This is a genomic window from Streptomyces sp. NPDC002845 (assembly GCF_053591955.1).
Map to the genome: position 1 here is coordinate 1 of NZ_JBSFUU010000120.1, position 20592 is coordinate 20592.

Here is a 20592-nt window from a genome sequence, read left to right on the forward strand (position 1 = left end):
AAGCCTCAAGGTCGACCGACGCACCTACAAAGCCACCCTCAGCATCAACATCTTGACGCCGACGATCAGCCCGTAACTTCACGGCCTTGCCCTTTAGCAGGATCTCTGCCACAACTGTCGTAGCAGCTACGCGTGTTGACAGGAAGTGTCCATGCCAAGACTTTCCGCCACCCACCCGGACCTATGCGCTGTGTTCGCCGCGAGTTCGATTTCAGTCTCGTGACAGAAACATGACAAACCCTCAACTCTCTTGAGCTATGCGCCCAGATCAACCAGTCTGCTGTGCGACCGGTAGCGGAACGCAACGTTCCCGGTTGTGCGTGCCATCACGCACGCACCCCCACAGACGCGCACCCCACCCAGGAGCGCGCCGCCTATGAGGAGGACTCCCTCGTAATGGCACAGCTGCGTACCAAGAAGATCCGGATCGCCGCCATCACCACCGTGACAGCGGCCGCCCTGCTGGGCGGGCTCATGGCACTCCCCGCTCAGGCCGCACCGGCCGAGGGTGTGGTGCTCCGGGCCGATTCCCCCACCGCGATCAAGGGCAGCTACATCGTCACGCTCAAGAAGGGCGCGGGCTTCAAGGCCGCGTCGAGCGTGGGCAAGAGCCTCATCAACGAGTACGGCGGCACGGTCGAGAAGACCTTCAAGGCCGCGCTGAACGGCTACACGGCCGAACTCTCCGAGACCGAGGCGAAGAGACTGGCGGCGGACCCGGCGGTCGCCTCCGTCGAGCAGAACCAGAGGGTCCAGCTGGCCGCGACGCAGACCAACGCCCCCTGGGGCCTGGACCGCATCGACCAGGCGTCGCTGCCGCTCTCCAGCACGTACACCTACCCGGACTCGGCCGGCAGCGGGGTGACGGTGTACGTCATCGACACCGGCGTCCGTATCTCGCACTCCCAGATCAGCGGTCGCGCCTTCAACGGCTACGACGCCGTCGACGGTGACAACGTCGCCCAGGACGGCAACGGTCACGGTACCCATGTGGCCACCACCATCGCGGGCTCGACCTACGGTGTCGCCAAGTCGGCGAGGGTCGTGGGCGTCCGGGTGCTGAACAACAGCGGCTCGGGCACCTACGCGGGCGTGATCGCGGGCATCGACTGGGTGACCGCGAACCACAGCGGCCCCTCCGTCGCCAACATGTCACTCGGCGGCGGCGCCTCCACCGCCGTCGACACGGCCGTGCGCAACTCCATCGCCAGCGGCGTGACCTACGCGATCGCGGCGGGCAACAGCGGCGCCAACGCCTCCTCGTACTCCCCGGCCCGGGTCACCGAGGCGATCACGGTCGGGGCCACGAGCAGCACGGACGCCAAGGCGAGCTGGTCCAACTACGGCTCGGTCCTGGACATCTTCGCCCCGGGCGTCTCGATCACGGCGGGCTGGCACACCAGCGACACCGCGACCAACACCATCTCGGGCACCTCGATGGCCGCCCCGCATGTCGCGGGCGCCGCGGCGGTCTACCTGGCGGGCCACACCTCGTCCACCCCGGCCCAGGTCGCCTCGGCCCTGACGAGCGGCGCCACCACCGGAGCGGTCTCCAGCCCGGGCAGCGGTTCCCCGAACCGGCTCCTGAGGCTCGTCCCGTAACTCCCGCACCATCGGCGGCTCGCCCGCCGAAGCACCAACCTGCTTGATTCGAAAGGGAGTTCCCCGGAAGCGGCCTGGCGCTTCCGGGGATTCCCCGTATACGGGGGCTCCTCCCTGTGCGGGGGCGTCACGATGCGCGTACGTCCGCGCTCCGCATCTTGACTCCCCGGCGCCCACTGCGCGACATTGAAGCCCGGCATCCGGCGCTTCGGGGGGCAAAGTCGCCAATGCAGACCTTACGCATCAAGCCACGTAACACGGGACCTTCGCCGGGCCGGGAGCGGAAGAAGAAGGACCTGTCGGCCGCGCTCATGGGTGCGGCGTGCGCCGTCGCGGGGGTGGGCGCGCTGCTCGCTCTCACCGACACACCGTCGCCGCTGCGCGGCCCGTTCACGCTGTTCTTCCTGCTCGCCGCGCCCGGAGCCGCCCTCGGGGCCGCGCTGCGCGGACTGGCGCCGTTCGGCCGCGTCGTGACGTCCGTCGCGGGAGCGGTGGCGGTCAACCTTCTTGTCGCACAAGGTCTGCTGGCCACCCACCAGTGGTCGGTGCGCGGCGGTGTCGTGGCCGTCACCCTGCTCAGCTCCCTCGTTCTCCTGCTGGTTCTGGTACGGCGCCCGCGCGACCGTACGGAGAGAAGGCGAACCCTCTGACGTGGACATCAGTGTGTACCGCCCCGGCGAGCTGACGGCCGCCGACCGGGCGGCGTGGACCGCCCTGCAGTCCAAGTCCCCTCTCGGCTCCGGCCCCGAGCCTGCGAACCCGTTCCTGGCGCCGGAGTTCACCCTCGCGGTGGGCCGCTGCCGGCGCGGGGTGCGGATCGCGGTCGTCCGGGAGGGCGGCGAACCGGTGGCGTTCTTCCCGTTCCAGCGAACCGCCTCGGGCGTCGGCCGGGCCATCGGCCTCGGCGTCTCCGACTGCCAGGGCGTGGTGCACCGCCCGGACTTCGACTGGGACGCCCGTGAGCTGCTGCGGGCCTGCGGCCTCGCGGTGTGGGAGTTCGACCACCTGGCCCAGGGCCAGGCGCCGTTCGAGGCGCACGCCACCGGAACCTTCCCGTCCCCGGTCATGGACGTCGACCAGGGCTACGAGGCATATCTGAAGCAGCTGCGCGCCCGGTCGCCCAAGTTCACAAGGACCACGCTCGCCAAGGAACGCAAGCTGGGCCGGGACGCCGGCGAGGTGCGCTATGTGCACGACGAACGGGACCCGGCGGCGCTGCGCACGCTGATGGACTGGAAGTCCGCGCAGTACCGCAGGACCGGGCGCAGCGACCGTTTCGCACAGGCCTGGATCACCCAGCTGGTGCGCCAGCTCTTCCACAGCCGCTCCGAGTCGTTCGCGGGGCTCCTGTCCGTGCTGTACGCGGACGGCAAACCCGTCGCGGCGCACTTCGGGCTGCGTTCCGACCGGGTGCTGGCCTGCTGGTTCCCGGCGTACGACCCGGCGTACGCGAAGTACTCCCCGGGCCTGGTCATGCATCTGCGCATGGCGGAGGCGGCCGCCTCCGACGGCATCGCGTACCTCGATCTCGGCCGGGGCCAGAAGGACTACAAGGAGTCCCTGAAGACACGCGAACTCACCGTGTCCGAGGGGTGGGTGACGCGTCGCCACCCGGTGGCACTCGGCCACCGGGCGCGCCGCGCTCCCGTCCGGGCGCTGCGCAACACGGTGGTGGCGCGACCGGAACTGTTCGAACAAGCGGACAAAATACTCAAAAAGTTTGGAAGAATCCGTTCGGGACGTCAGGTAACGGACACAACAACAAAAATGTGAGGCCTCGCCATAGGTCTTGCCATACACGCTCATTCATCAATACCGTCATACATCCACCCGCATCGGTCCATCATCCAGCGGCTCCAAGGGGAGGGCTCGAGGACCGCGATGGTTCCGGCGCGGGGCGCGGTAGGGGGGTGCCGTGCTCGGTGATCGCACATTGCGCCGAGTCGTGCCGCGCGACCGGCTGTCGAGCCGCGACAGCCGGCCGGCTTTACCAGCTCATCAGGCATGCACGGAGAGCGATTTCGTCATGCCGGGGTGAGAACAACCCCCCTTTCGAACCGGACAAAGAGCCGGACCGCCCAGGGGCGGGCGGTCCACCGGACGAGAGGGACCAGACTCATGAGCTCAGTTCTGCGCCCGGCGATATCGGAGGCCTCGGGCGATGAGCCGTCCATGGCCGACGGCAAATACCGGCCCGTCTCCACCCACCTGGCGATCGCGCCTCCGGTGAGTGTGGTGATCCCCGCCATGAACGAGGCGGAGAATCTTCCGTACGTGTTCAAGACGCTGCCCGGCTGGATCCACGAAGTGGTGCTGGTCGACGGCAACTCCACCGACAACACCGTCGAGGTGGCCCGTGAGCTGTGGCCGGACGTGAAGGTCGTCCCGCAGCGCGGGAAGGGCAAGGGTGATGCCCTGATCACCGGGTTCGCGGCATGCACCGGCGACATCATCGTGATGGTCGACGCGGACGGCTCGGCCGACGGCCACGAGATCGTGTCGTATGTCTCCGCCCTCGTCTCGGGCGCCGACTTCGCCAAGGGTTCGCGGTTCGCCAACGGCGGCGGCACGGACGACATGACCCCCATCCGCAAGCTGGGCAACTGGGCGCTGTGCACGGCCGTCAACCGCAAGTTCGGCGCCCGCTACACCGATCTGTGCTACGGCTACAACGCGTTCTGGCGGTACTGCCTCGACAAGATCGACCTCGACTGCACCGGCTTCGAGGTGGAGACCCTGATGAACATCCGGGTGGTCAAGGCGGGGCTGAAGGTCCAGGAGATCCCGAGCCACGAGTATCTGCGCATCCACGGCATGAGCAATCTGCGGGCCGTGCGCGACGGGCTGCGGGTGCTCAGGGTGATCCTCAAGGAGCGCTCCAACCGGCGTGCCCTGCGCAGCCGTTCGCGCGCGACGATACTCAGCACGGGCCGGGGAGAGACGTCTTGAGCGAGCCGCGCGTCTCCGTCGTCGTCTGCGTCTACACCGAAGACCGCTGGGAGGACATCCTCGCGGCGGTCGCCTCGGTACGGACGCAGTCACGGCCGGCCCTGGAGACCCTGCTGGTCGTGGACCACAACCAGGACCTCCTGGACCGGCTGACCAGCCAGTACAAGGAGGTGGACAACGTTCGGGTGCTCGCCAACGCGGGCCCCCGCGGTCTGTCCGCGGGCCGCAACACCGGCATCGCCGCCTCGCACGGCGAGATCATCGCGTTCCTCGACGACGACGCCGTGGCCGAGCGGGACTGGCTGCGGTACTTCGTCGAGGGGTACGAGGACCCGCGGGTCATGGCCGTCGGCGGCCGTACGGTGCCCGTCTGGGCGTCGGGCCGCCGCCCGGCCTGGTTCCCCGAGGAGTTCGACTGGGTGGTGGGCTGCGCCTACAAGGGCCTGCCCGCCGGCCGCGCCCGGGTGCGCAACGTGCTCGGCGGCAACGCCTCCTTCCGCCGTACGGCGTTCGACGCGGCCGGCGGCTTCGCGACCGGCATCGGCCGCGACGGCGACAAACGGCCGCTGGGCTGCGAGGAGACGGAGCTGTGCATCCGCCTCAGCAACGCCCGGCCCGACGCGATCCTGCTGCTGGACGACCGCGCGGTGATCCACCACCGGGTGCCCGAGGTGCGCGAGCACTTCGGGTACTTCCGCACGCGCACCTACGCCGAGGGGCTGTCGAAGGCGCTGGTGGCCCGCAGTGTCGGCGCCGACAAGGGCCTTGAGTCGGAGCGCCGGTACACCACCCGGGTCCTGCCCGCCGGAGTGGCCCGCGGCCTGCGAGACGCGCTCCTCGGACGGCAGGGCGGGGCGGGCCGCGCGGGCGCGATCGTCGCCGGAGTGGTCACGGCCGCCGGGGGGTACGTTGTCGGGAGTGTCCGGGCACGCAGGGGTGGCGCGGTGTTCCAGGTCGGGGAGATCCCGGACGGTGACGAGCTGGGGTGTAAGAGCCTGTGTCCGGTCCCCGGCCGGATCAGCGCACGTCGTCATGGGGGTCCCCCCGCTCAAGCGCAGCCGAGAGTGGGGGAGCGTGCGATCGCAAGGCGCCGGAAGGTCCTCGTAGCGGAGCTACTAGGGCTAGGGCCTTTCGGCAAGGCGGCGAGCGTGCGTGCCAGGCGGCGGGCGCCCGGCACGGGACAGGACACAGGCTCCAAGGGGGATGCCGATGAGTGAACCCGCCGTGCCGATCCTCATGTACCACGCGGTCGCGACCGCGCCGGGCGACGCCACCCGGGCGCTCTCCGTGGCGCCCGAGGCGTTCGCGGAGCAGATGGCGCTGCTCGGGGACCTCCGCCTCACCCCGGTCAGCACGGCCGAACTGGCGGCCGGCTGGCGCTTCGGCCGCCCGCTCCCCGACCGCCCGGTGCTGATCACCTTCGACGACGGCTACGAGGGCGTGCACCGCCACGCCCTGCCCGTGCTCGCCAAGCACGGCTTCGCGGCCACGCTGTTCGTCTCGACCGGCTGGATCAGGGGCGCGTACGACAACGGCGGCGCCCTCGGCACCATGCTCGGCTGGGACCAGGTGCGCGAGCTGGCCGGGGCGGGCGTCGAGATCGGCGGCCACAGCCATACCCATCCGCAGCTCGACCAGCTCGACGACGACGCGCTCCGGTTCGAGGTGCGGCGCTGCGCGGAGATCGTCGCCGGTGAACTGAGCACCCGTCCCGCCTCGTTCGCGTACCCGTACGGCTACTCCAGCCGCCGGGTGCGCCGCGCGGTGCGCGAGGCGGGGTTCGCCCAGGCGCTCGCCGTCGGCAACGCGCTCGCCCGGCGCGGCCAGGGTCCGTACGCGCTGCGGCGGGTCACCGTGCGCCGCTCCACCGGGATCGAGGAGTTCGAGCGGCTCGTCGAGGGCCGCGCGATCGCCCGTAACTTCGCCGGGGACCGTGCCCTTACCAAGGGGTATGCCATGGTCCGACGAGCTCGACAGGTCCGGAAGGCCATCCGTTCCCGTGTCTGACACGACCACCGAGGCCCAGGCCGGCACCCCCACGGCCGCGGCGGCCGAGCAGCGGTCCGGCCGCCGGCTGCGGCTGCCCGGAATGGGCGGAGGACCAGGGGGAAACCAGCTGTTCCGCAACGCCTACGCCCTGATGCTGAACACCGGCATCTCGGCCGTGCTGGGGCTCGGCTTCTGGGTGGTCGCCGCCCGCTACTACACCGAGTCGTCGGTCGGCCAGGGCTCCGCCGCGATCGCCGCGATGAAGCTCCTCGCGGGCCTCACCTCGCTGGCGCTGACGGGCGCCCTGGCCCGCTTCATCCCGGTCGCGGGGCGCAGGACGGCCAAGCTGATCTTCCGTACGTACGCGGGCAGTTCGCTGGTCGTGGCGGTGGCCGCGGGGGTGTTCCTGCTGACGCTGGGCGTGTGGGGGCCGTCGTACCGCTTTCTGCAGAACCCCCTCCACGCGCTCTTCTTCGTGCTCGCGGTGGTCGCCTGGTCGGTGCTGACGCTGCAGGACGGGGTGCTGACCGGGCTGCGCAGCGCGCTGTGGGTGCCGGTCGGCAACACCGTGTTCTCGGCGGTCAAGCTGGTGCTGCTGGTGGCGTTCGCCGCCGCGATCCCCACCATGGGTGTGTTCGTGTCGTGGGTCGCGGCGATCGCGGTGTCCGTACTGCCGCTGGGCTGGCTGGTGTTCCGGCGGCTGGTGCCCCGGCATGTGAAGAAGACCGAGGACCACGCGGAGCCGCCGACGCTCAGGGAGATCGGCAGGTTCCTCGCGGGCGACTACACCGGCTCGGTCTTCTCCCTCGCCGTGGTCTACCTCGTGCCGGTGATCGTCGCAGCGCAGGTCAGCTCCGCCGACAACGCGTACTTCTACATCACCGCCACCATCGGCGGCACGATCAACCTGCTCGCCATCAACATGGGCGCGTCCCTGACCGTGGAGGGCTCGCACGACCCGGCCCGCCTGGCCGCGAACACCCGGGCCGCGCTGAAGCGGATGGCGCGGATCATGCTGCCGGTGTGCGGGGTGCTCTTCGTCGGGGCGCCCTGGATTCTCTCCGTCTTCGGCCAGGGGTACGCCGACGCCGCGACGCCCCTGCTGCGCTGGTTCGCCGTCGGCGCGGTGCTGCGGGTCGTCATGGAGACGTACTTCGCGGTCCTGCGCGCCCAGAGCCGTACCGCGGGACTCGCCTGGCTCCAGGGACTGTTGTGCGCCCTGGTGCTCGGGCTGACTCTGCTGCTCCTGCCCCGCATGGGCCTGACCGGGGCGGGCGTCGCGGAGATCTCCAGCCTCGCGGTCATCGTGCTGATCGCCGCGCCGAAGCTGTACGCGATCGTGCGGACCGCGTCCGCCGAGCTGCCCGAGGGCACGGCGCCGGACGGGGACCTCGCCGACCTCGGGGCGGTGTCGAAGAGGCAGGGCCCGGCCTGGACCCGGACTCTGGACCAGGACACCCTCGCGCTCGGCATCCACGTCGACTTCGACCATCTGGAGCGCCGGCCGGACGTGCGGCCCGGTCCGGGCACACCCCCCACCGGAGCACCTCCCGTACGACCGGAGCGCCGGCCGACGTGGGCACTGAAGATGCCGCCGCCGGAGCCGCGGGTGGGGCTGCCGGTGGACGAACGGGCCCCGGAGCCGGAGCCGCGGGTGTCGGTCATACCCGAGGTGCCCGCGGAGGAGCCGCCGCCCCGGTCCCCGCGGGAGCGGCCGCGCCCCACCATGGCCGGTGTGGTCCTCGGCTGTCTGCTGGTCTCCGCGCTGCTGCTCTACTGGGTCCCCGCGCTGGCGCTCGACGACCGTGCCCTGGACGAGATGGGCGGGCTCGGGCTGGTCTCCGTGCTGCCGACGCCCACGCTGATCGGCACGGGGCTGCTCGCCGTGGTCTTCGGCTCGCTGCTGTGGGCGGGCCGCGAGCACAAGGGGCTGCTGCTCGTCACGCTGCTGGCGACCGTGGTGTCGCTGCACGCGCTGCCCGCGGTGATCGAGACCGAGCCCCGGTTCGTGACGGCCTGGCAGCACCTGGGGTTCATCGAGTACATCGACCGCACCGGCACGGCCGTACCCGACCTGGACGCGCGCTGGAGCTGGCCGGGCTTCTTCGCGGCGGCCGCGTTCGTCGCCGAGGCCTGCGGGATCACCGACCTCACCGAGGTGATCCGCTGGTGGCCGACGGCCATGCAACTCCTCTACCTGGCACCGATGTTCCTGCTCGTCCGCCATATGCGGGCGAGCTGGCGCGCCAAGTGGACCGGAATCTGGATCTTCGTGCTCAGCGGCTGGGTCGGCCAGGACTACTTCTCCCCGCAGGGCTTCACCTACCTCCTCCACCTCGTCTTCGTGGCGATCCTGCTGGTCTGGTTCCGCGCCCCGCGCATGCTGTGGGGCAAGGTGCGTCCGGGTGAGGCGGAGGTCGAACCGGCCGACCGCCGCCAGCGGGCCGTTCTGCTCGTGATCCTGATCGCGCTGTTCGCGGCGACGGTCCCGGCCCACCAGCTCACCCCGTTCGTGATGCTGGGCGTCCTCGCGGTCCTCGTCCTCATCGGCCGCTCCGAACTGCGCGGCCTGCCCATCCTGTTCGCCGTCATGGTCACCGCATGGGTGGGCTTCCTCGCCGAACCGTACTGGTCGGGGCACTTCGACGAGCTGTTCGGCGGGGTCGGCGGCGTCGGCGGAAACGTCACGTCCTCGGTCTCCGGCCGGATCGGGGAAGGCAGTTCGAGCCACAAACTCGTCCTCTACGCGCGCGTGGCACTCGCCGGCGGCGTGATGGCCCTGGCCTGCTACGGCTGGTGGCGCCGCCGCGACCACAAGTACCGCGAACGCTCCCTGCTCGTCCTGACCTTCGTGCCGTTCCTGGGCTTCGGCATGCAGTCGTACGGCGGTGAAATGGCCCTGCGCGTCTTCATGTTCGCGCTGCCGGGCGCCGCCCTGCTCGCCGGACTCGCGCTCTTCCCGCGCACCGGTGCCACCGCCGAGGAACGCGACAAGGACAAGGTGAGCCTCGCGCCCCTGGCCGCCCTCATGGCCGGGCTCGTCCTCATCGGCGGCTTCCTGGTGACCCGCTGGGGCAACGAGCCCTTCGAACGCGTCCGTCCGGGCGAGGTCGCCGCCATGGAGTACGTGTACGCCCACGACAGGCCGACCACCAGGCTGCTCTGGCTGAGCGAGGACCCGGTCAACACCGTGACGCCCGCGCTGCCCTGGGGTACCCGGGACATGGAGAGGGTCGAGTACCTGCCCACGCTGGCACCCGCCGATCCCGTCCTGATCTCCGGCCTGGTCAAGTCCCTCAAGGACGCGGGCCCCAACTCGTATCTGATGATCAACCGCAGCCAGGTGATCTCGCTCCAGATGAACGTGGGCTATCCGAAGACGTACGAGACCCGGCTGATCCAGAACCTGGACCGGCGGGAGGATGTACGGAAGGTCTTCGCCAACGAGGACGCGACGATCTACGCGATGCGGGACCAGGACGGCAAGGCCCCCGCGGCCGACCCCGGTCCGATCGGACCCCAGGTGACCTGGACACCGTGGTCGGTCGTGGGCGGCCTCGCGGCGGTCGCGCTGATCGTGCTGCTGACGGTGCGGGAGGTCGTACGGGTGGCCGTGCGGCCGAGCGTGCGGCAACTGCGGTGGCTGCAGAGCAGCTTCTGGTTCTCGCTGCCGTTGCTGGCGGTGCTGCTGGCTTCGCTGATGCAGCGGTTCCTGACGATGGGGGGCAGCTGACGGGGCTGAAGTGACGGAAATAGCGGAAGTGGCCTATCTCTTGAGCCACTTCACCTCGTACGCCCCCATGTCGACCCGCTCCCCGTCGACCTCCGCGCTGACCGTCCGGTCGAGGGTGTTGACCACGAGTACGGCCTTGTCGTCGGCGAGGACCCGCACGCCGGCCTTGTCGTCCCCGGCGACGGACACCGTCTCGTACGCCGTGCCCGGCGGGAACTCCTGGTGGAAGCGGGAGATCAGGTCGAGCATCGGCAGGGCCTCACCTCCGCCGGAGGTGGCGGTCGGGGTCCAGAGGCAGCCCGCGCAGTCGTTCCCGTCCTCCTTCTCCGGGTTCCAGTAGAACCCGGAGGTGGCTCCCCCGCGAGCCATCGCCATCAGCCCGGAGGCCTGGACGGCGACGCGGCGGGGCTCGGACCAGTCGTCGCGGTCGTCGTCGGCGTCTGCGGGTTCGACGTAGTACTCGGCCCACCACAGCGGCAGGTCACCGATCCGCTCGCGCACCCAGCCGCCGACGGCCGTGAACTTGTCGGTGGCCGCGAACTCGTCCGGCAGCAGATCGTCGTCCTTGGTGTAGCTGGAACCGTCCACGACGACGAAGTCCGCGCCGGCCTTGTTCTTGTTCCAGTAGTCGAAGGCGTCGAGGACACGCTGGTCCATGGCCCCCCAGGGGCCCTTGACGGTCGGCGACGCGTCCTGCTGCTGGCGCGGGTCGAGGCTGTCCATGACCAGGTAGGGCCCGCCGACCATGATGTCCTCGTCGACGCCCTTCAGCGCCCTGTACACCAGGTTGTACAGCTCGGTGTAGCCCTCGTGGTCCCAGCGGGCCTCCGCGTCGTTCCAGAAGCCCTTGAACTCGTTCCAGACGATGAAGTGCCGTACGTCCGGGTACCGCTTGGCGACGGTCGCGGCGAGGGCGGCGAAGTCGTCGAAGTGCTCGGGCTCCGGCGCGGTCTCCAGCGCGGCCTGGCTCCAGTCGGTGTTCTCCGCGCCGGCCCGGCCGCCCTTCATCCAGTCCGGGGCGCAGCAGAGGGTGACCACCGGGGTGCCGCCGGTGGCGCGGATGAAGTCGACGCGCCGGTCCATGTCCTCGAAGTCGTAACGCCCCTTGACGGGTTCGGGGTTGTCGGCGCCCCAGCCCATCAGGTGCTGGATCTGCGGCAGCCCGGTTCCCGAGAGGAGCCCCTGAACGCGCCCGGTGGCCGAGCCGTCGCCCTCGTCGGCGCTGAACTGGGTATGCGTGAAGCCCCAGCCGACCTCGGGCTCCGGGTTCTCGGGCGGAACGGCGGGCGTGCCGTGCACCTTGTCACCGTCGTGGGTGGTCCCGGCGGTGCTCGCGCCGTCGCCGGGCAGTGTGTTGATCAGGGTCAGTACCAGGGCCAGCGCGGCCGCCGTCACGCCGAGGAGCGCGGTGAGCTGCCACCGCCGTTCCCCCGAATTCCACCCATGGCGTGCCATCAAGGACAACAGTAGCGGCAGGGAGCAGCGGTGGGGGTGCTTCCGGCGGAGAACGGTCCGGCCAACGTTTCGGCTGCGGAAATCCGGTGCGCGGGACGGCACGGTGACGGATCATGGCGGCATGTCTGCGAACCCACACGACGCTCTGCCGATCCGGCTCAACGTCGACGACAGCGACTCGCCGTCCGATGTCGTCGACGCGCTGTTCCTCGGCCGCTTCGCGACGGGCGAGCAGCCGTACTCGCACTCGGCGAACATCGACCGCGTACGGTCCGGGGCGACGCTCATGCCGCCGGGCGCCCGGGTGCTGCGCACCGCGCGCGACGACGACCGCAGCGCCACGCTCGCCGAGGGCGACGGCTGGACGCTGCTGGTCTCCCGCTGGAACCGTGGTGCCGACGTCACGGTGACGGCGACCAGCGCGGAGCTGGCGGAGAAGGTGCTCGGCCAGGCCACGGACGGCGCGGCGGACGAGCCGGAGCCGCAGCCGGAGAACGTGACCATGGGCTTCTGGTACGTCTCCCCGCGCCGGGGCCCGCACCGCACCACCCGCCAGATCTCGGCGGGTACGTGGGAGGAGATCCGCCCCAACTACACGGCGCCGGTGGCGGACGCCATGGACCGGCTGATGAAGACGACCCCGGAGGACATCGCGGGCCGGCTCCTGCTCCTGCACGGCCCGCCGGGCACGGGCAAGACCTCGGCCCTGCGCACCCTGGCCCGCTCCTGGCGCGACTGGTGCCAGGTCGACTGCGTCCTGGACCCCGAGCGCCTGTTCTCCGACGTGGGCTACCTGATGGACATCGCCATCGGCGAGGAGGACGGCACGGGCAAGGGCCGCTGGCGCCTGCTCCTGCTGGAGGACTGCGACGAACTGATCCGCGGCGAGGCCAAGCACACGGCGGGCCAGGCGCTGTCGCGGCTGCTGAACCTGACCGACGGCCTGCTGGGCCAGGGCCGCAACGTCCTGGTGGGCGTGACGACCAACGAGGACCTGGAGCGCCTCCACCCGGCCGTGGTCCGCCCCGGCCGCTGCCTCGCCCGCATCGAGGTCGGCTCACTGACCCGCCGCGAGGCCGTGAACTGGCTCGGCACGGAGGAGGGCGTGGGCCGGAACGGGGCGACGCTGGCGGAACTGTACGCGCTGCGCCGGGGGACTTCCCCGACGTCGGTACCGGGGGCGCGGGAGGGCTCGGAGGCGGGGCTCTACCTGTAGTCCCCGTGCTTTGATGGGGGTATGACCCTGTTCGTCGGCACATCGGGGTGGCAGTACAAGGACTGGCGCGGAGTCCTGTACCCGGCCGACGTGCCCATGCGGCTCTGGCTGGAGGAGTACGCGGCGCGGTTCGACACGGTCGAGATCAACAACGCCTTCTACCGGCTGCCCTCGCGGGAGAACTTCGAGACCTGGCGGGAGCGCACCCCGCCGGGTTTCGTCGCCGCCGTGAAGGCGAGCCGCTACCTGACCCACATCAAGCGGCTGCGGGCCCCGGAGGAACCGGTGCACCGCCTGATGGACCGCGCCGCCGGCCTCGGCGACCGGCTCGGCCCCGTGCTCCTCCAGCTCCCGCCCACCCTGCGCGCCGATCCCGGCCTCCTCGACGCCTGCCTGGCCCGCTTCCCGGTCGGCACCCGCGTCGCGGTCGAGCCCCGCCACGACTCCTGGTGGACCTCCGAGACACGTACGGTGCTGGAGTCCCGCGGCGCCGCCCTGTGCTGGGCCGACGTACGCGCCCGCCCGGTGACCCCGCTGTGGCGGACCACCGACTGGGGGTACGTCCGCTTCCACGAAGGGCGCGCCCACGCGTGGCCGCGCTACGGCCGACAGTCCCTGGAGAGCTGGGTCCGGCGCATCACGGACACCTGGGCCGACGGCCACGACGTGTACACGTACTTCAACAACGACCCGCATGCGGCGGCGGTGAACGACGCGGTGCACTTCGCGCGGCTGGCGAGAGCGGCGGAGGCGACGGTCACGCGCGCCCCACGGCGCCTGCCGGCCCGGACCAGCGACGACTTACCGCCGTGACGGTGATCGACCGTGACGGCCACCGCTCGTCACTGCGATCACCGAGCAGCTCGCCACCGCTGGACACGCACGGAAAATCCCGCCGCGACAGTGATCGACCATGACGGCGGTGATCGGCGGTGCCGAACCCGGCGCACCCCGGGACCGACTACTCCCCGTACGTCGCCCGCAGGGCATCCCGGGCCGCAGCCAGAGCCTCCGTCTCGCTCAGCCCCAGCCGCCGTACCCGCTCCGCATACCCCTGGGCCGCCGCCGCGGCCTCTTTCTCGGCGGCCGAACCGGCGGCGGCGACGAACGTGCCGTGGCGGCCCCGGGTCTCGATCACCCCGTCGGCCTCCAGGGCGCGGTACGCCTTGGCGACCGTGTTGGCGGCCAGGCTGAGCTGTTCGGCGAGGCCTCGTACGGTGGGGAGGCGGTAGCCCACCGGCAGCGCGCCGGAGCGGGCCATCTCGGAGATCTGGGCGCGGACCTGCTCGTAAGGGGCGGTGCCCTCGGCGATAGTGATGTCGATCTTCAGCGTCACGCAGCGATTGTCCCTTACCCGCCGGAAATCGGCCGCCGGAAAATGAGGGGCAGCGAGGCACATTCCCCGCGTAGCGTGCGGCCCATGACAGTGATCGTCCGCGACTTCCGTCCCGAGGACGCCGAGGCATTCATCGAGGTACGAAGGCTGGCCCTGCCTTTCATGGTCGCCACCGCCGAGTCCCTCCTCCATGACATCGCCGGCGCCGCTCCCGAGGCCCACTACCAAAAGCTCGTCGCCGAGGAGGACGGCGAGGTGATCGGCACCGCGCAGACGGGCATCGCCCACGACAGCCCGACGCCGGGGCGGGGCTACCTCAACGTGTACGTGCACCCGGAGCGGCTGCGCCGGGGCGCGGGCGGCCTCCTCGTGCGCACCGCCGAGGAGCGGCTGGCCGGGCTGGGCGCGACGGCGCTGTACTCCTGGGTCCTGGACACGCCGGGCGACCGGGCGTTCGCCGAGCGGCACGGCTACCGGGCCAGCCGCCCCGCCCACTTCCTCCGCCTGAACCTGGCGGACGGCACCCTCCGGGAGCGGTGGACCCCGCCCCCGGGCACCGAGCTCCGTACGGCCGCGGACTTCGCGGACGACCCGCGCCCCCTGTTCGACCTGGACGCGGAGACCACCGCGGACGAGCCGAGCGACATCGGCGCGCAGCTCGACGACTACGAGCAGTGGCTGGAGGACACCTGGCGGCACCCGCTGCTGGACCACGAGCTCACCACGGTGGTCGTCGTGGACGGCACCCCCGCGGCCTTCACCGCGGCCCACACGGACGGCCGGGACCGCTACTTCACCGGCATGACGGGCACCGCCCGGGCCCACCGCGGCCGGGGCCTGGCGAAGCTCGCCAAGGTCGACTCCCTGGACCGCGCCCGCGCGGCCGGCTACACGCAGGCGTTCACCGGCAACGACGCGGACAACGGCCCGATGCTCGCGATCAACAAGTGGCTCGGCTACGAGGTGTGCGCCACGGAGGTACGCCATGTCCGCGAACTCGGCTGAGTCCGCGCCCGAGTTGGATGTCGTCCTGATCAAGGCGGGCCGCACGAAGATCCGTTACCGCGCGCGGCTGCTGAGCGACGACGGCGTGCGTGTCGCCGTGCGTGCCCCGTGGGCGGGCGATGACGTCCGCGACTTCGGCTTCGTACGGTTCGAGCCGGGCGATGTGTTCACGGAGTACTACTGGCGCGACCGGTGGTACTCGGTGAAGGAGGTCCGGGACGCACGGGGCGAACTGAAGGGCTGGTACTGCGACATCACCCGCCCGGCCACCGTCACCGCCGAGGAGTTGGTCGTCGAGGATCTCGACCTGGACCTGTGGCGCTCCGCGGACGGCACCGCCGTACTGCGTCTGGACGAGGACGAGTTCGAGGAGAGCGGCCTGGCGGCCAGAGACCCGGAGGCCGCGGCCGCTGCCCTGGCCGCGCTGGACGAGCTCGAACTCCTCGCGCGGGAGAGCGACTTCACGGGGCTCACGGCGTAAGGGCCACCACCGCGTACCGCTCGTCCTCCACCTCCCTCCCCCACAGCTGCGCGTCGTCCGACAGCCGCTCGACCCGTACGTCGGAGGCGAGCGGCGCGAGCAGCCCGGCCAGCCGCCCGGCGGATATGCCGACGGGGCTCACCGTCCCCCACACGCCCTCGACGAGCACCAGGCGCCCTCCCCGCCGCAGCAGTCCGCACCAGTGGCGCAGGGCGCGCCCCGGGTCGGGCAGCGTCCACAGGACATGGCGGACGAGGACGACGTCGAACCGCTCCTCCCCCACCGGTGGCGTGGCCGCGTCGCCGACGAGGAAGACGGCGGGACGCCCGGCGAGCTTGGCGCGGGCGCGGCCGACCATGGCCGGGGAGAGGTCCACACCCGTCACGCGGTGCCCCTGCTCGGCCGCGAGGAGTGCCAGACTGCCCGTGCCGCAGCCCAGATCCAGCACGTCAGAGGCGCGCCTGGGCAGCCAGTCCCGCAGCCGGGCCGCCCAGGCCTCGCGGACGGCGGGGTCGCGCAGGCCGTGGTCCGGCTCCTCGTCGAAGGTGACGGATTCGGCGTCCCAGTCCACAGCAGACAAGGAGTTAACACTCCAGGAGGTTTCGCTGTCGCTGTTGTTGGTCATGCCGCCAAGAGTGACACCTGCCACTGACAGTCGAATCGTGACAGCCACCACTGACAGACCAGGACCGATGAGGAACGCTCCCGGAAAGGGTCTACCTCCGTGGAAGCACGGAATCCGGTAGGCACGAAGGAGGCAGCCATGCGCCGCATGACCGTGCACAAGCCCCTGAGGAAGTCGGACTCCCGCCGGGTGCGGGAAGAGGCCGACGAACAACGCCCCGCCGGGCGTCCGGAGGTCCGAAAGGACATCGCACGCACGTGGTGGCCGGACGGCTGAGCCGAAGGGCCTGATCATGAGAAGACCCGAGAACTCCGAGAACCATCAGAGCCCGACGCACTGCGGCCCGCTTGTACACCGAGTGCGTCGCGGCGGGACACGCCGGAGGGGTAACACCGCGCCAGCGGTCGAGTGCCCGTGAACCTCAGCCCGAAGGGGTTGGAATCCTTCGCCCTCCAGCGAGGGAGAATGTCAAGTCAACGCGTTCGTGCAGAGCCCTGACCCTGGACAGGCCGAACGTCGGCAGCCGTCACCCGATGCCCTTGCCATGGGCGTCGGGGTGGACGGCGTTGCTGTCGAGGAACAGATGGTCCTCGTACTCCTCGATCACCACGAGCCCGGTCACGGCCTTCACGGCGTCCACGTCCTCGGCGGCGGCCGGACGGATCACAGTGTGCGGCCGAGGAGGTCGAGCAGCGCCGTCCAGTGGCGTTCGGCCGCCTCGGCGTCGTACGCGGCGGTGTCGGCCTGTGTGTAGCCGTGCCCGGCGCCGGTGTAGACCTCGGTGCGGTGGCGTACGCCCGCCGCGGTGAGCGCCCTGTCGAGGCGGTCGATCTGCTCGGGCGGCAGGGAGGGGTCCTGGTCGGCGTGGCCGAAGTACAGCTCGGCGGTGATGTTCTCGGCCGCCAGGTGCGGGCTGTCGGGGGTGTCGGTCGCCAGCCGCCCGCCGTGGAACCCGGCCATCGCGGCGACCCGCTCCGGGAAGGCACCGGCGGTCCGCAGGGCCAGGTGGGCGCCCATGCAGTAGCCGGTGATGCCGACCGGCCCGTCGGCAGCCCGGGGGCAGTCGGCCAGCCAGCGCAGATACGCGTCGGCGTCCCGCATGGCCGACTCCGGCGTGAGCGATTGTATGAACGGGACGATCCGGTCGAAGAGGCCCGGGCGGGCTTCGAGGTCGATGAAGTCGGGCAGGTCGAACACGGGTGTACGGCCGTGCCGGTAGAAGACGTTGGGGACGAGCACGGTGTAGCCGGCCCCGGCGAGCCGGTCTGCCATCGCCTTCAGGTGGGGGCGCAGTCCGAAGGCGTCCATGTAGAACAGGACCGCGGGGTGCGGGGAGTTGTCGTCGGGGTGGGCCAGGTAGGCGTCGGCCGTGCCGTCCTGAGTGGCGATGTCCACGGATGTTCCGCGTGTTCCGCGTACGGCGGTCATGGGCGCTCCTCGCTGCTCTGCTCGCTCCGCTTCCACAAGTGACCTCATTGTCACTCGCCCGGGCAGGAAACCGATCACCGGCCGGTCCTCGACCGGTACTCGACCGGGCCTTCAACCGCCGTTTCTGAGCCCCCGGTTAGCCCTTCCTTAACGCCACCATAAGGATCACCCTCACCCGCTCTCAGCAGGTGATTCCGCGGTCGCTCGGGGCTAGTTTGCTGATCGCCCACCCGGCAGTCCCTACGCGTTCAGGACCTTTTCGAGGAGTTCCGTCATGCCCGCACGCCGCCGCACGACCACCGCGATCGCCGTCGCCGGCACCGTCCCGCTCGCCCTGACCGCGCTCGCGGCCGCGCCCGCCGCCGCGCACGGTTCGATGGGCGACCCGGTGAGCAGGGTCGCGCAGTGCTACGCGGAGGGCCCCGAGAACCCCGCGTCGGACGCCTGCGCGGCGGCGGTCGCGGCCGGCGGCACCCAGGCCCTCTACGACTGGAACGGTGTGCGGATCGGCGACGCGAACGGACGGCACCAGGAGCTGATCCCGGACGGCAGGCTGTGCAGCGCGGACAACGAGGCATTCAAGGGGCTCGACCTGGCCCGCGCCGACTGGCCCGCGACCGGCGTGAGCAGTGGCTCGTACACCTTCAGGTACCGGGTGACCGCCCCGCACAAGGGCATCTTCAAGGTCTACCTCACCAAGGCGGGTTACGACCCGTCCCGGCCGCTCGCCTGGGACGACCTGGACCTCGCCGACCCGGTCGCCACGGCCACCGACCCGGCCGCGTCGGGCGGCTTCTACACCTTCTCCGGCACCCTCCCGCAGCGCTCCGGCAAGCACCTGCTGTACGCGATCTGGCAGCGCTCGGACAGCCCGGAGGCCTTCTACTCCTGCTCGGACGTCACGTTCGGCGGGAGCAACTCCCGGGAGGACGGCGGACCCTCGGACTCCTCTCCGGCCCCGTCCGCCGCCGCGCCCTCCGAGGAGCAGATCGAGGACGGTGCCGACGAGTCGACCGTCGAGCACGGCGGTCACGGCGGTCACGGCGGTCACGGCGACGAGGACGCGAGTACGACGACGGATCCGAGCCTGGCCGCGTCCACCGAGGTCGTTTCTGACGGGTCGGCGACCACGCACACCGCCAACCAGGCCGAGCCCGCGAGCGCCGGTGAGCACCTCGCCGAGACCGGCGGTGACAGCACCTCGCCGTATCTCGCGGTCGGCGGTGCGGCCGTCCTGGCGGTCGGCTCGTCGGTCCTGTTCGCCGCGGTCCGCCGCCGCGCGACGAACGAGAGCCGGTAGGGCGACACGACTCCGGGGCCTGTCCGGCGGCTCAGGCAGGACAGGCCCCGGTCCCATGTGCCGGCTCAGTGCCTCATCCGACCGCCGAGAGACAGGTGGTCGGCGTGGCGTGCGCCGGGTCGAGGGCGTTCGCCACCTCGTGGAACGCGATGCGGTCGACGAGCCCGATCAGCGCGTGTTCGGAGAGGTCGAGGGCGCACAGGTTCTGGATGAGGACGTTGCGTACGTTCGGGCCGTCCAGGAACTGCGACCGGTACGGGGTGACCACCTCGTCGTACTTGGTGGCGATGACCGTGTACGTGACGCCGGGGACGGTGTCACCGCCCGCGTTGAGCTTGGTGAGGAAGGCCGACCCGGCAACCTGGTCGGCGAGCGCCGGGGTCGAGGTGGACAGGAGGTCCTCGGCGCCGGGGAAGTACGGCAGGAGGTTGGTGAGTCCGTTCAGGGTGGTGCCGTGGCTGGAGGGCGCGATGCCCACGAGGGCGTTCACCTCGGCGGCGCCGCCGAGGAACTTGAGGTAGTAGCGGGGCATCATGCCGCCCTGCGAGTGGCCGACGAGGTCGGCCTCGGCGGCGCCGGTCGCGGCGAGCACCTTGTCGACGAAGGCGTCGAGCTGCTCTGCCGACTTGTCGATCGGGCCGAGCCCGTGGAAGAACGGGACGCCGGGCAGTTGACCGTAGTCGAGGGAGTAGACGCAGTATCCGCGGCCCACCAGGTACGGCGCCAGGCCCAGCCAGTTGTCCACGGAGTTCGCGAAGGTGCCGTGGACCAGGACGATGGGGCGGGGGTGGGCGGCGGAGGGCTTGCAGGAGTAGTTGTTCCAGCCTCGGCTCGGGGCTTCGGCCGCCTCGGCGGTGGTAACGGGGACGACGGTGACGGCGGAGGCCAGCAGCAGCGCGGCCAGCGGTCTGAGCACTCGTTTCCAGGGCAGCATCGAGTGATCTCCTTGCGGCTCAAGGGAGGTGCGACGGCGTTCGCCCTGTGACCCGGATCACGAGGATGCTGTTCTATTTGTTAAGTTACGAACGAGTAGGGAAGTTGGGAAGCTACGCGTCAGTAAAAACTTCCAGCGGTAACCGAGGGCACTGACACGTGACGCCGAACCGTCACCAGGCGGGCCTGATGGGGCCGCAGGGCGCGATGCGGAGCAGTTGATCACGCAACGCGGCGATCTCCTCCTCGCCGACCAGCTCACCCCACACCCGCACGACTTCCGCGGCCGCCTCCTCGGCGGCCCTCGTGCAGGCCCATCCGCGCTCGGTGAGCACGATCAGCCGGGCGCGCGCGTCCGCGGGGTGCGGTCGCCGCTCGACGTATCCCTTGCGGACAAGCTCGTCGACGAGCTGACTGGCAGCGACTGCGCTGCGCGGCTCAGCCAGGCCAAGAAGTGCGGGCGGGGGGGGGGGGGGCGGGGGAGGGCCCACCCCCCCCCCCCCACCACCACCCCCCACCACACCTCAGAAAACCAGTCGC

Annotated in this window: 17 protein-coding genes and 3 pseudogenes; 13 read left to right on the forward strand and 7 right to left on the reverse strand. The window is 70.9% G+C overall.

The genetic code is table 11. The features are described from left to right. Positions 1–396: 396 nt before the first annotated feature. The 7 genes and pseudogenes from ACWD3C_RS44480 to ACWD3C_RS44510 all read left to right on the forward strand — a co-directional run bounded on the left by ACWD3C_RS44480 (position 397) and on the right by ACWD3C_RS44510 (position 10273). On the forward strand, positions 397–1602 hold the full coding sequence (locus ACWD3C_RS44480; RefSeq protein WP_451153822.1) for a S8 family peptidase: 1206 nt from the start codon (positions 397–399) through the stop codon (positions 1600–1602). 227 nt (positions 1603–1829) lie between these two features. After that, complete coding sequence (locus ACWD3C_RS44485) at positions 1830–2252, forward strand: hypothetical protein (RefSeq protein WP_451153824.1); 423 nt, start codon at positions 1830–1832, stop codon at positions 2250–2252. 1 nt (position 2253) lies between these two features. Further along, on the forward strand, positions 2254–3375 hold the full coding sequence (locus tag ACWD3C_RS44490; RefSeq protein ID WP_451153826.1) for a GNAT family N-acetyltransferase: 1122 nt from the start codon (positions 2254–2256) through the stop codon (positions 3373–3375). Between the two features lie 345 nt (positions 3376–3720). Then, the gene (locus tag ACWD3C_RS44495) at positions 3721–4551 is read left to right on the forward strand and encodes a glycosyltransferase family 2 protein (RefSeq protein ID WP_451153828.1); all 831 of its coding nucleotides are present in this window, start codon (positions 3721–3723) and stop codon (positions 4549–4551) included. Beyond that, a pseudogene (locus ACWD3C_RS44500) lies at positions 4548–5525 on the forward strand (glycosyltransferase); the annotation flags it as partial. The gene ACWD3C_RS44495 and the pseudogene ACWD3C_RS44500, both read left to right, overlap by 4 nt. A 235-nt stretch (positions 5526–5760) precedes the next feature. Further along, positions 5761–6558, forward strand: a complete 798-nt coding sequence (locus tag ACWD3C_RS44505; protein ID WP_451153830.1) for a polysaccharide deacetylase family protein — start codon at positions 5761–5763, stop codon at positions 6556–6558. After that, positions 6551–10273 (forward strand): lipopolysaccharide biosynthesis protein, encoded by a 3723-nt coding sequence (locus tag ACWD3C_RS44510; RefSeq protein WP_451153832.1) that lies wholly within the window; start codon positions 6551–6553, stop codon positions 10271–10273. Before ACWD3C_RS44505 ends, ACWD3C_RS44510 begins: the two co-directional genes overlap by 8 nt. A gap of 33 nt (positions 10274–10306) precedes the next feature. On the opposite strand, the gene ACWD3C_RS44515 is transcribed toward ACWD3C_RS44510, so the two are convergent. Then, positions 10307–11728 carry a GH39 family glycosyl hydrolase gene (locus tag ACWD3C_RS44515; RefSeq protein WP_451153834.1) on the reverse strand — a complete coding sequence of 474 codons (1422 nt, stop codon included), beginning with the start codon at positions 11726–11728 and terminating at the stop codon, positions 10307–10309. 121 nt (positions 11729–11849) lie between these two features. On the opposite strand from ACWD3C_RS44515, the gene ACWD3C_RS44520 reads away from it, so the two are divergent. After that, a complete protein-coding gene (locus ACWD3C_RS44520) occupies positions 11850–12944 on the forward strand; it encodes a DUF5925 domain-containing protein (protein WP_451153836.1) in 1095 nt (364 codons plus the stop codon). Positions 12945–12965: 21 nt separating this feature from the next. Beyond that, complete coding sequence (locus tag ACWD3C_RS44525; protein ID WP_451153838.1) at positions 12966–13757, forward strand: DUF72 domain-containing protein; 792 nt, start codon at positions 12966–12968, stop codon at positions 13755–13757. A 148-nt stretch (positions 13758–13905) separates the two neighbouring features. Here ACWD3C_RS44525 and ACWD3C_RS44530 read toward each other — a convergent pair whose 3' ends face one another. Beyond that, positions 13906–14280 carry a GntR family transcriptional regulator gene (locus tag ACWD3C_RS44530; RefSeq protein ID WP_451153840.1) on the reverse strand — a complete coding sequence of 125 codons (375 nt, stop codon included), beginning with the start codon at positions 14278–14280 and terminating at the stop codon, positions 13906–13908. Between the two features lie 84 nt (positions 14281–14364). On the opposite strand from ACWD3C_RS44530, the gene ACWD3C_RS44535 reads away from it, so the two are divergent. Then, a complete protein-coding gene (locus tag ACWD3C_RS44535; protein WP_451153842.1) occupies positions 14365–15285 on the forward strand; it encodes an N-acetyltransferase family protein in 921 nt (306 codons plus the stop codon). After that, a complete protein-coding gene (locus ACWD3C_RS44540) occupies positions 15266–15766 on the forward strand; it encodes a DUF402 domain-containing protein (protein ID WP_451153844.1) in 501 nt (166 codons plus the stop codon). Before ACWD3C_RS44535 ends, ACWD3C_RS44540 begins: the two co-directional genes overlap by 20 nt. Here the strand turns inward: ACWD3C_RS44540 and ACWD3C_RS44545 are convergent. Continuing rightward, a complete protein-coding gene (locus ACWD3C_RS44545; RefSeq protein WP_451153846.1) occupies positions 15756–16391 on the reverse strand; it encodes a class I SAM-dependent methyltransferase in 636 nt (211 codons plus the stop codon). The genes ACWD3C_RS44540 and ACWD3C_RS44545 overlap by 11 nt on opposite strands. Before the next feature lie 138 nt (positions 16392–16529). Between ACWD3C_RS44545 and ACWD3C_RS44550 the strand changes: the two genes are divergently transcribed. Continuing rightward, positions 16530–16667, forward strand: coding sequence for a hypothetical protein (locus ACWD3C_RS44550; RefSeq protein WP_451153848.1), 138 nt, complete (start codon positions 16530–16532; stop codon positions 16665–16667). Between the two features lie 253 nt (positions 16668–16920). On the opposite strand, the pseudogene ACWD3C_RS44555 reads toward ACWD3C_RS44550, so the two are convergent. Both ACWD3C_RS44555 and ACWD3C_RS44560 read right to left on the reverse strand, forming a co-directional pair. Further along, positions 16921–17058, reverse strand: a pseudogene (locus tag ACWD3C_RS44555) (GNAT family N-acetyltransferase); the annotation flags it as partial. Then, positions 17055–17819 carry a dienelactone hydrolase family protein gene (locus ACWD3C_RS44560; RefSeq protein ID WP_451153850.1) on the reverse strand — a complete coding sequence of 255 codons (765 nt, stop codon included), beginning with the start codon at positions 17817–17819 and terminating at the stop codon, positions 17055–17057. The pseudogene ACWD3C_RS44555 and the gene ACWD3C_RS44560, both read right to left, overlap by 4 nt. A 274-nt stretch (positions 17820–18093) precedes the next feature. Between ACWD3C_RS44560 and ACWD3C_RS44565 the strand changes: the two genes are divergently transcribed. After that, complete coding sequence (locus ACWD3C_RS44565) at positions 18094–19119, forward strand: lytic polysaccharide monooxygenase (protein WP_451153852.1); 1026 nt, start codon at positions 18094–18096, stop codon at positions 19117–19119. 73 nt (positions 19120–19192) lie between these two features. Here the strand turns inward: ACWD3C_RS44565 and ACWD3C_RS44570 are convergent, their stop codons facing one another. Beyond that, on the reverse strand, positions 19193–20053 hold the full coding sequence (locus tag ACWD3C_RS44570) for an esterase/lipase family protein (RefSeq protein ID WP_451153854.1): 861 nt from the start codon (positions 20051–20053) through the stop codon (positions 19193–19195). Positions 20054–20225: 172 nt separating this feature from the next. After that, a pseudogene (locus ACWD3C_RS44575) lies at positions 20226–20474 on the reverse strand (MarR family winged helix-turn-helix transcriptional regulator); the annotation flags it as partial. Positions 20475–20592: the final 118 nt, after the last annotated feature.

What these genes read in the sequence shown, in the direction of transcription:
- ACWD3C_RS44480 (WP_451153822.1), top strand. Translation starts at nt 397, where the DNA reads ATGGCACAGCTGCGTACCAAGAAGATCCGGATCGCCGCCATCACCACC.
- ACWD3C_RS44485 (WP_451153824.1), top strand. Translation starts at nt 1,830, where the DNA reads ATGCAGACCTTACGCATCAAGCCACGTAACACGGGACCTTCGCCGGGC.
- ACWD3C_RS44495 (WP_451153828.1), top strand. Translation starts at nt 3,721, where the DNA reads ATGAGCTCAGTTCTGCGCCCGGCGATATCGGAGGCCTCGGGCGATGAG.
- ACWD3C_RS44505 (WP_451153830.1), top strand. Translation starts at nt 5,761, where the DNA reads ATGAGTGAACCCGCCGTGCCGATCCTCATGTACCACGCGGTCGCGACC.
- ACWD3C_RS44515 (WP_451153834.1), bottom strand. Translation starts at nt 11,728, where the DNA reads ATGGCACGCCATGGGTGGAATTCGGGGGAACGGCGGTGGCAGCTCACC.
- ACWD3C_RS44520 (WP_451153836.1), top strand. Translation starts at nt 11,850, where the DNA reads ATGTCTGCGAACCCACACGACGCTCTGCCGATCCGGCTCAACGTCGAC.
- ACWD3C_RS44525 (WP_451153838.1), top strand. Translation starts at nt 12,966, where the DNA reads ATGACCCTGTTCGTCGGCACATCGGGGTGGCAGTACAAGGACTGGCGC.
- ACWD3C_RS44535 (WP_451153842.1), top strand. Translation starts at nt 14,365, where the DNA reads ATGACAGTGATCGTCCGCGACTTCCGTCCCGAGGACGCCGAGGCATTC.
- ACWD3C_RS44540 (WP_451153844.1), top strand. Translation starts at nt 15,266, where the DNA reads ATGTCCGCGAACTCGGCTGAGTCCGCGCCCGAGTTGGATGTCGTCCTG.
- ACWD3C_RS44545 (WP_451153846.1), bottom strand. Translation starts at nt 16,391, where the DNA reads ATGACCAACAACAGCGACAGCGAAACCTCCTGGAGTGTTAACTCCTTG.
- ACWD3C_RS44550 (WP_451153848.1), top strand. Translation starts at nt 16,530, where the DNA reads ATGCGCCGCATGACCGTGCACAAGCCCCTGAGGAAGTCGGACTCCCGC.
- ACWD3C_RS44560 (WP_451153850.1), bottom strand. Translation starts at nt 17,819, where the DNA reads ATGACCGCCGTACGCGGAACACGCGGAACATCCGTGGACATCGCCACT.
- ACWD3C_RS44565 (WP_451153852.1), top strand. Translation starts at nt 18,094, where the DNA reads ATGCCCGCACGCCGCCGCACGACCACCGCGATCGCCGTCGCCGGCACC.
- ACWD3C_RS44570 (WP_451153854.1), bottom strand. Translation starts at nt 20,053, where the DNA reads ATGCTGCCCTGGAAACGAGTGCTCAGACCGCTGGCCGCGCTGCTGCTG.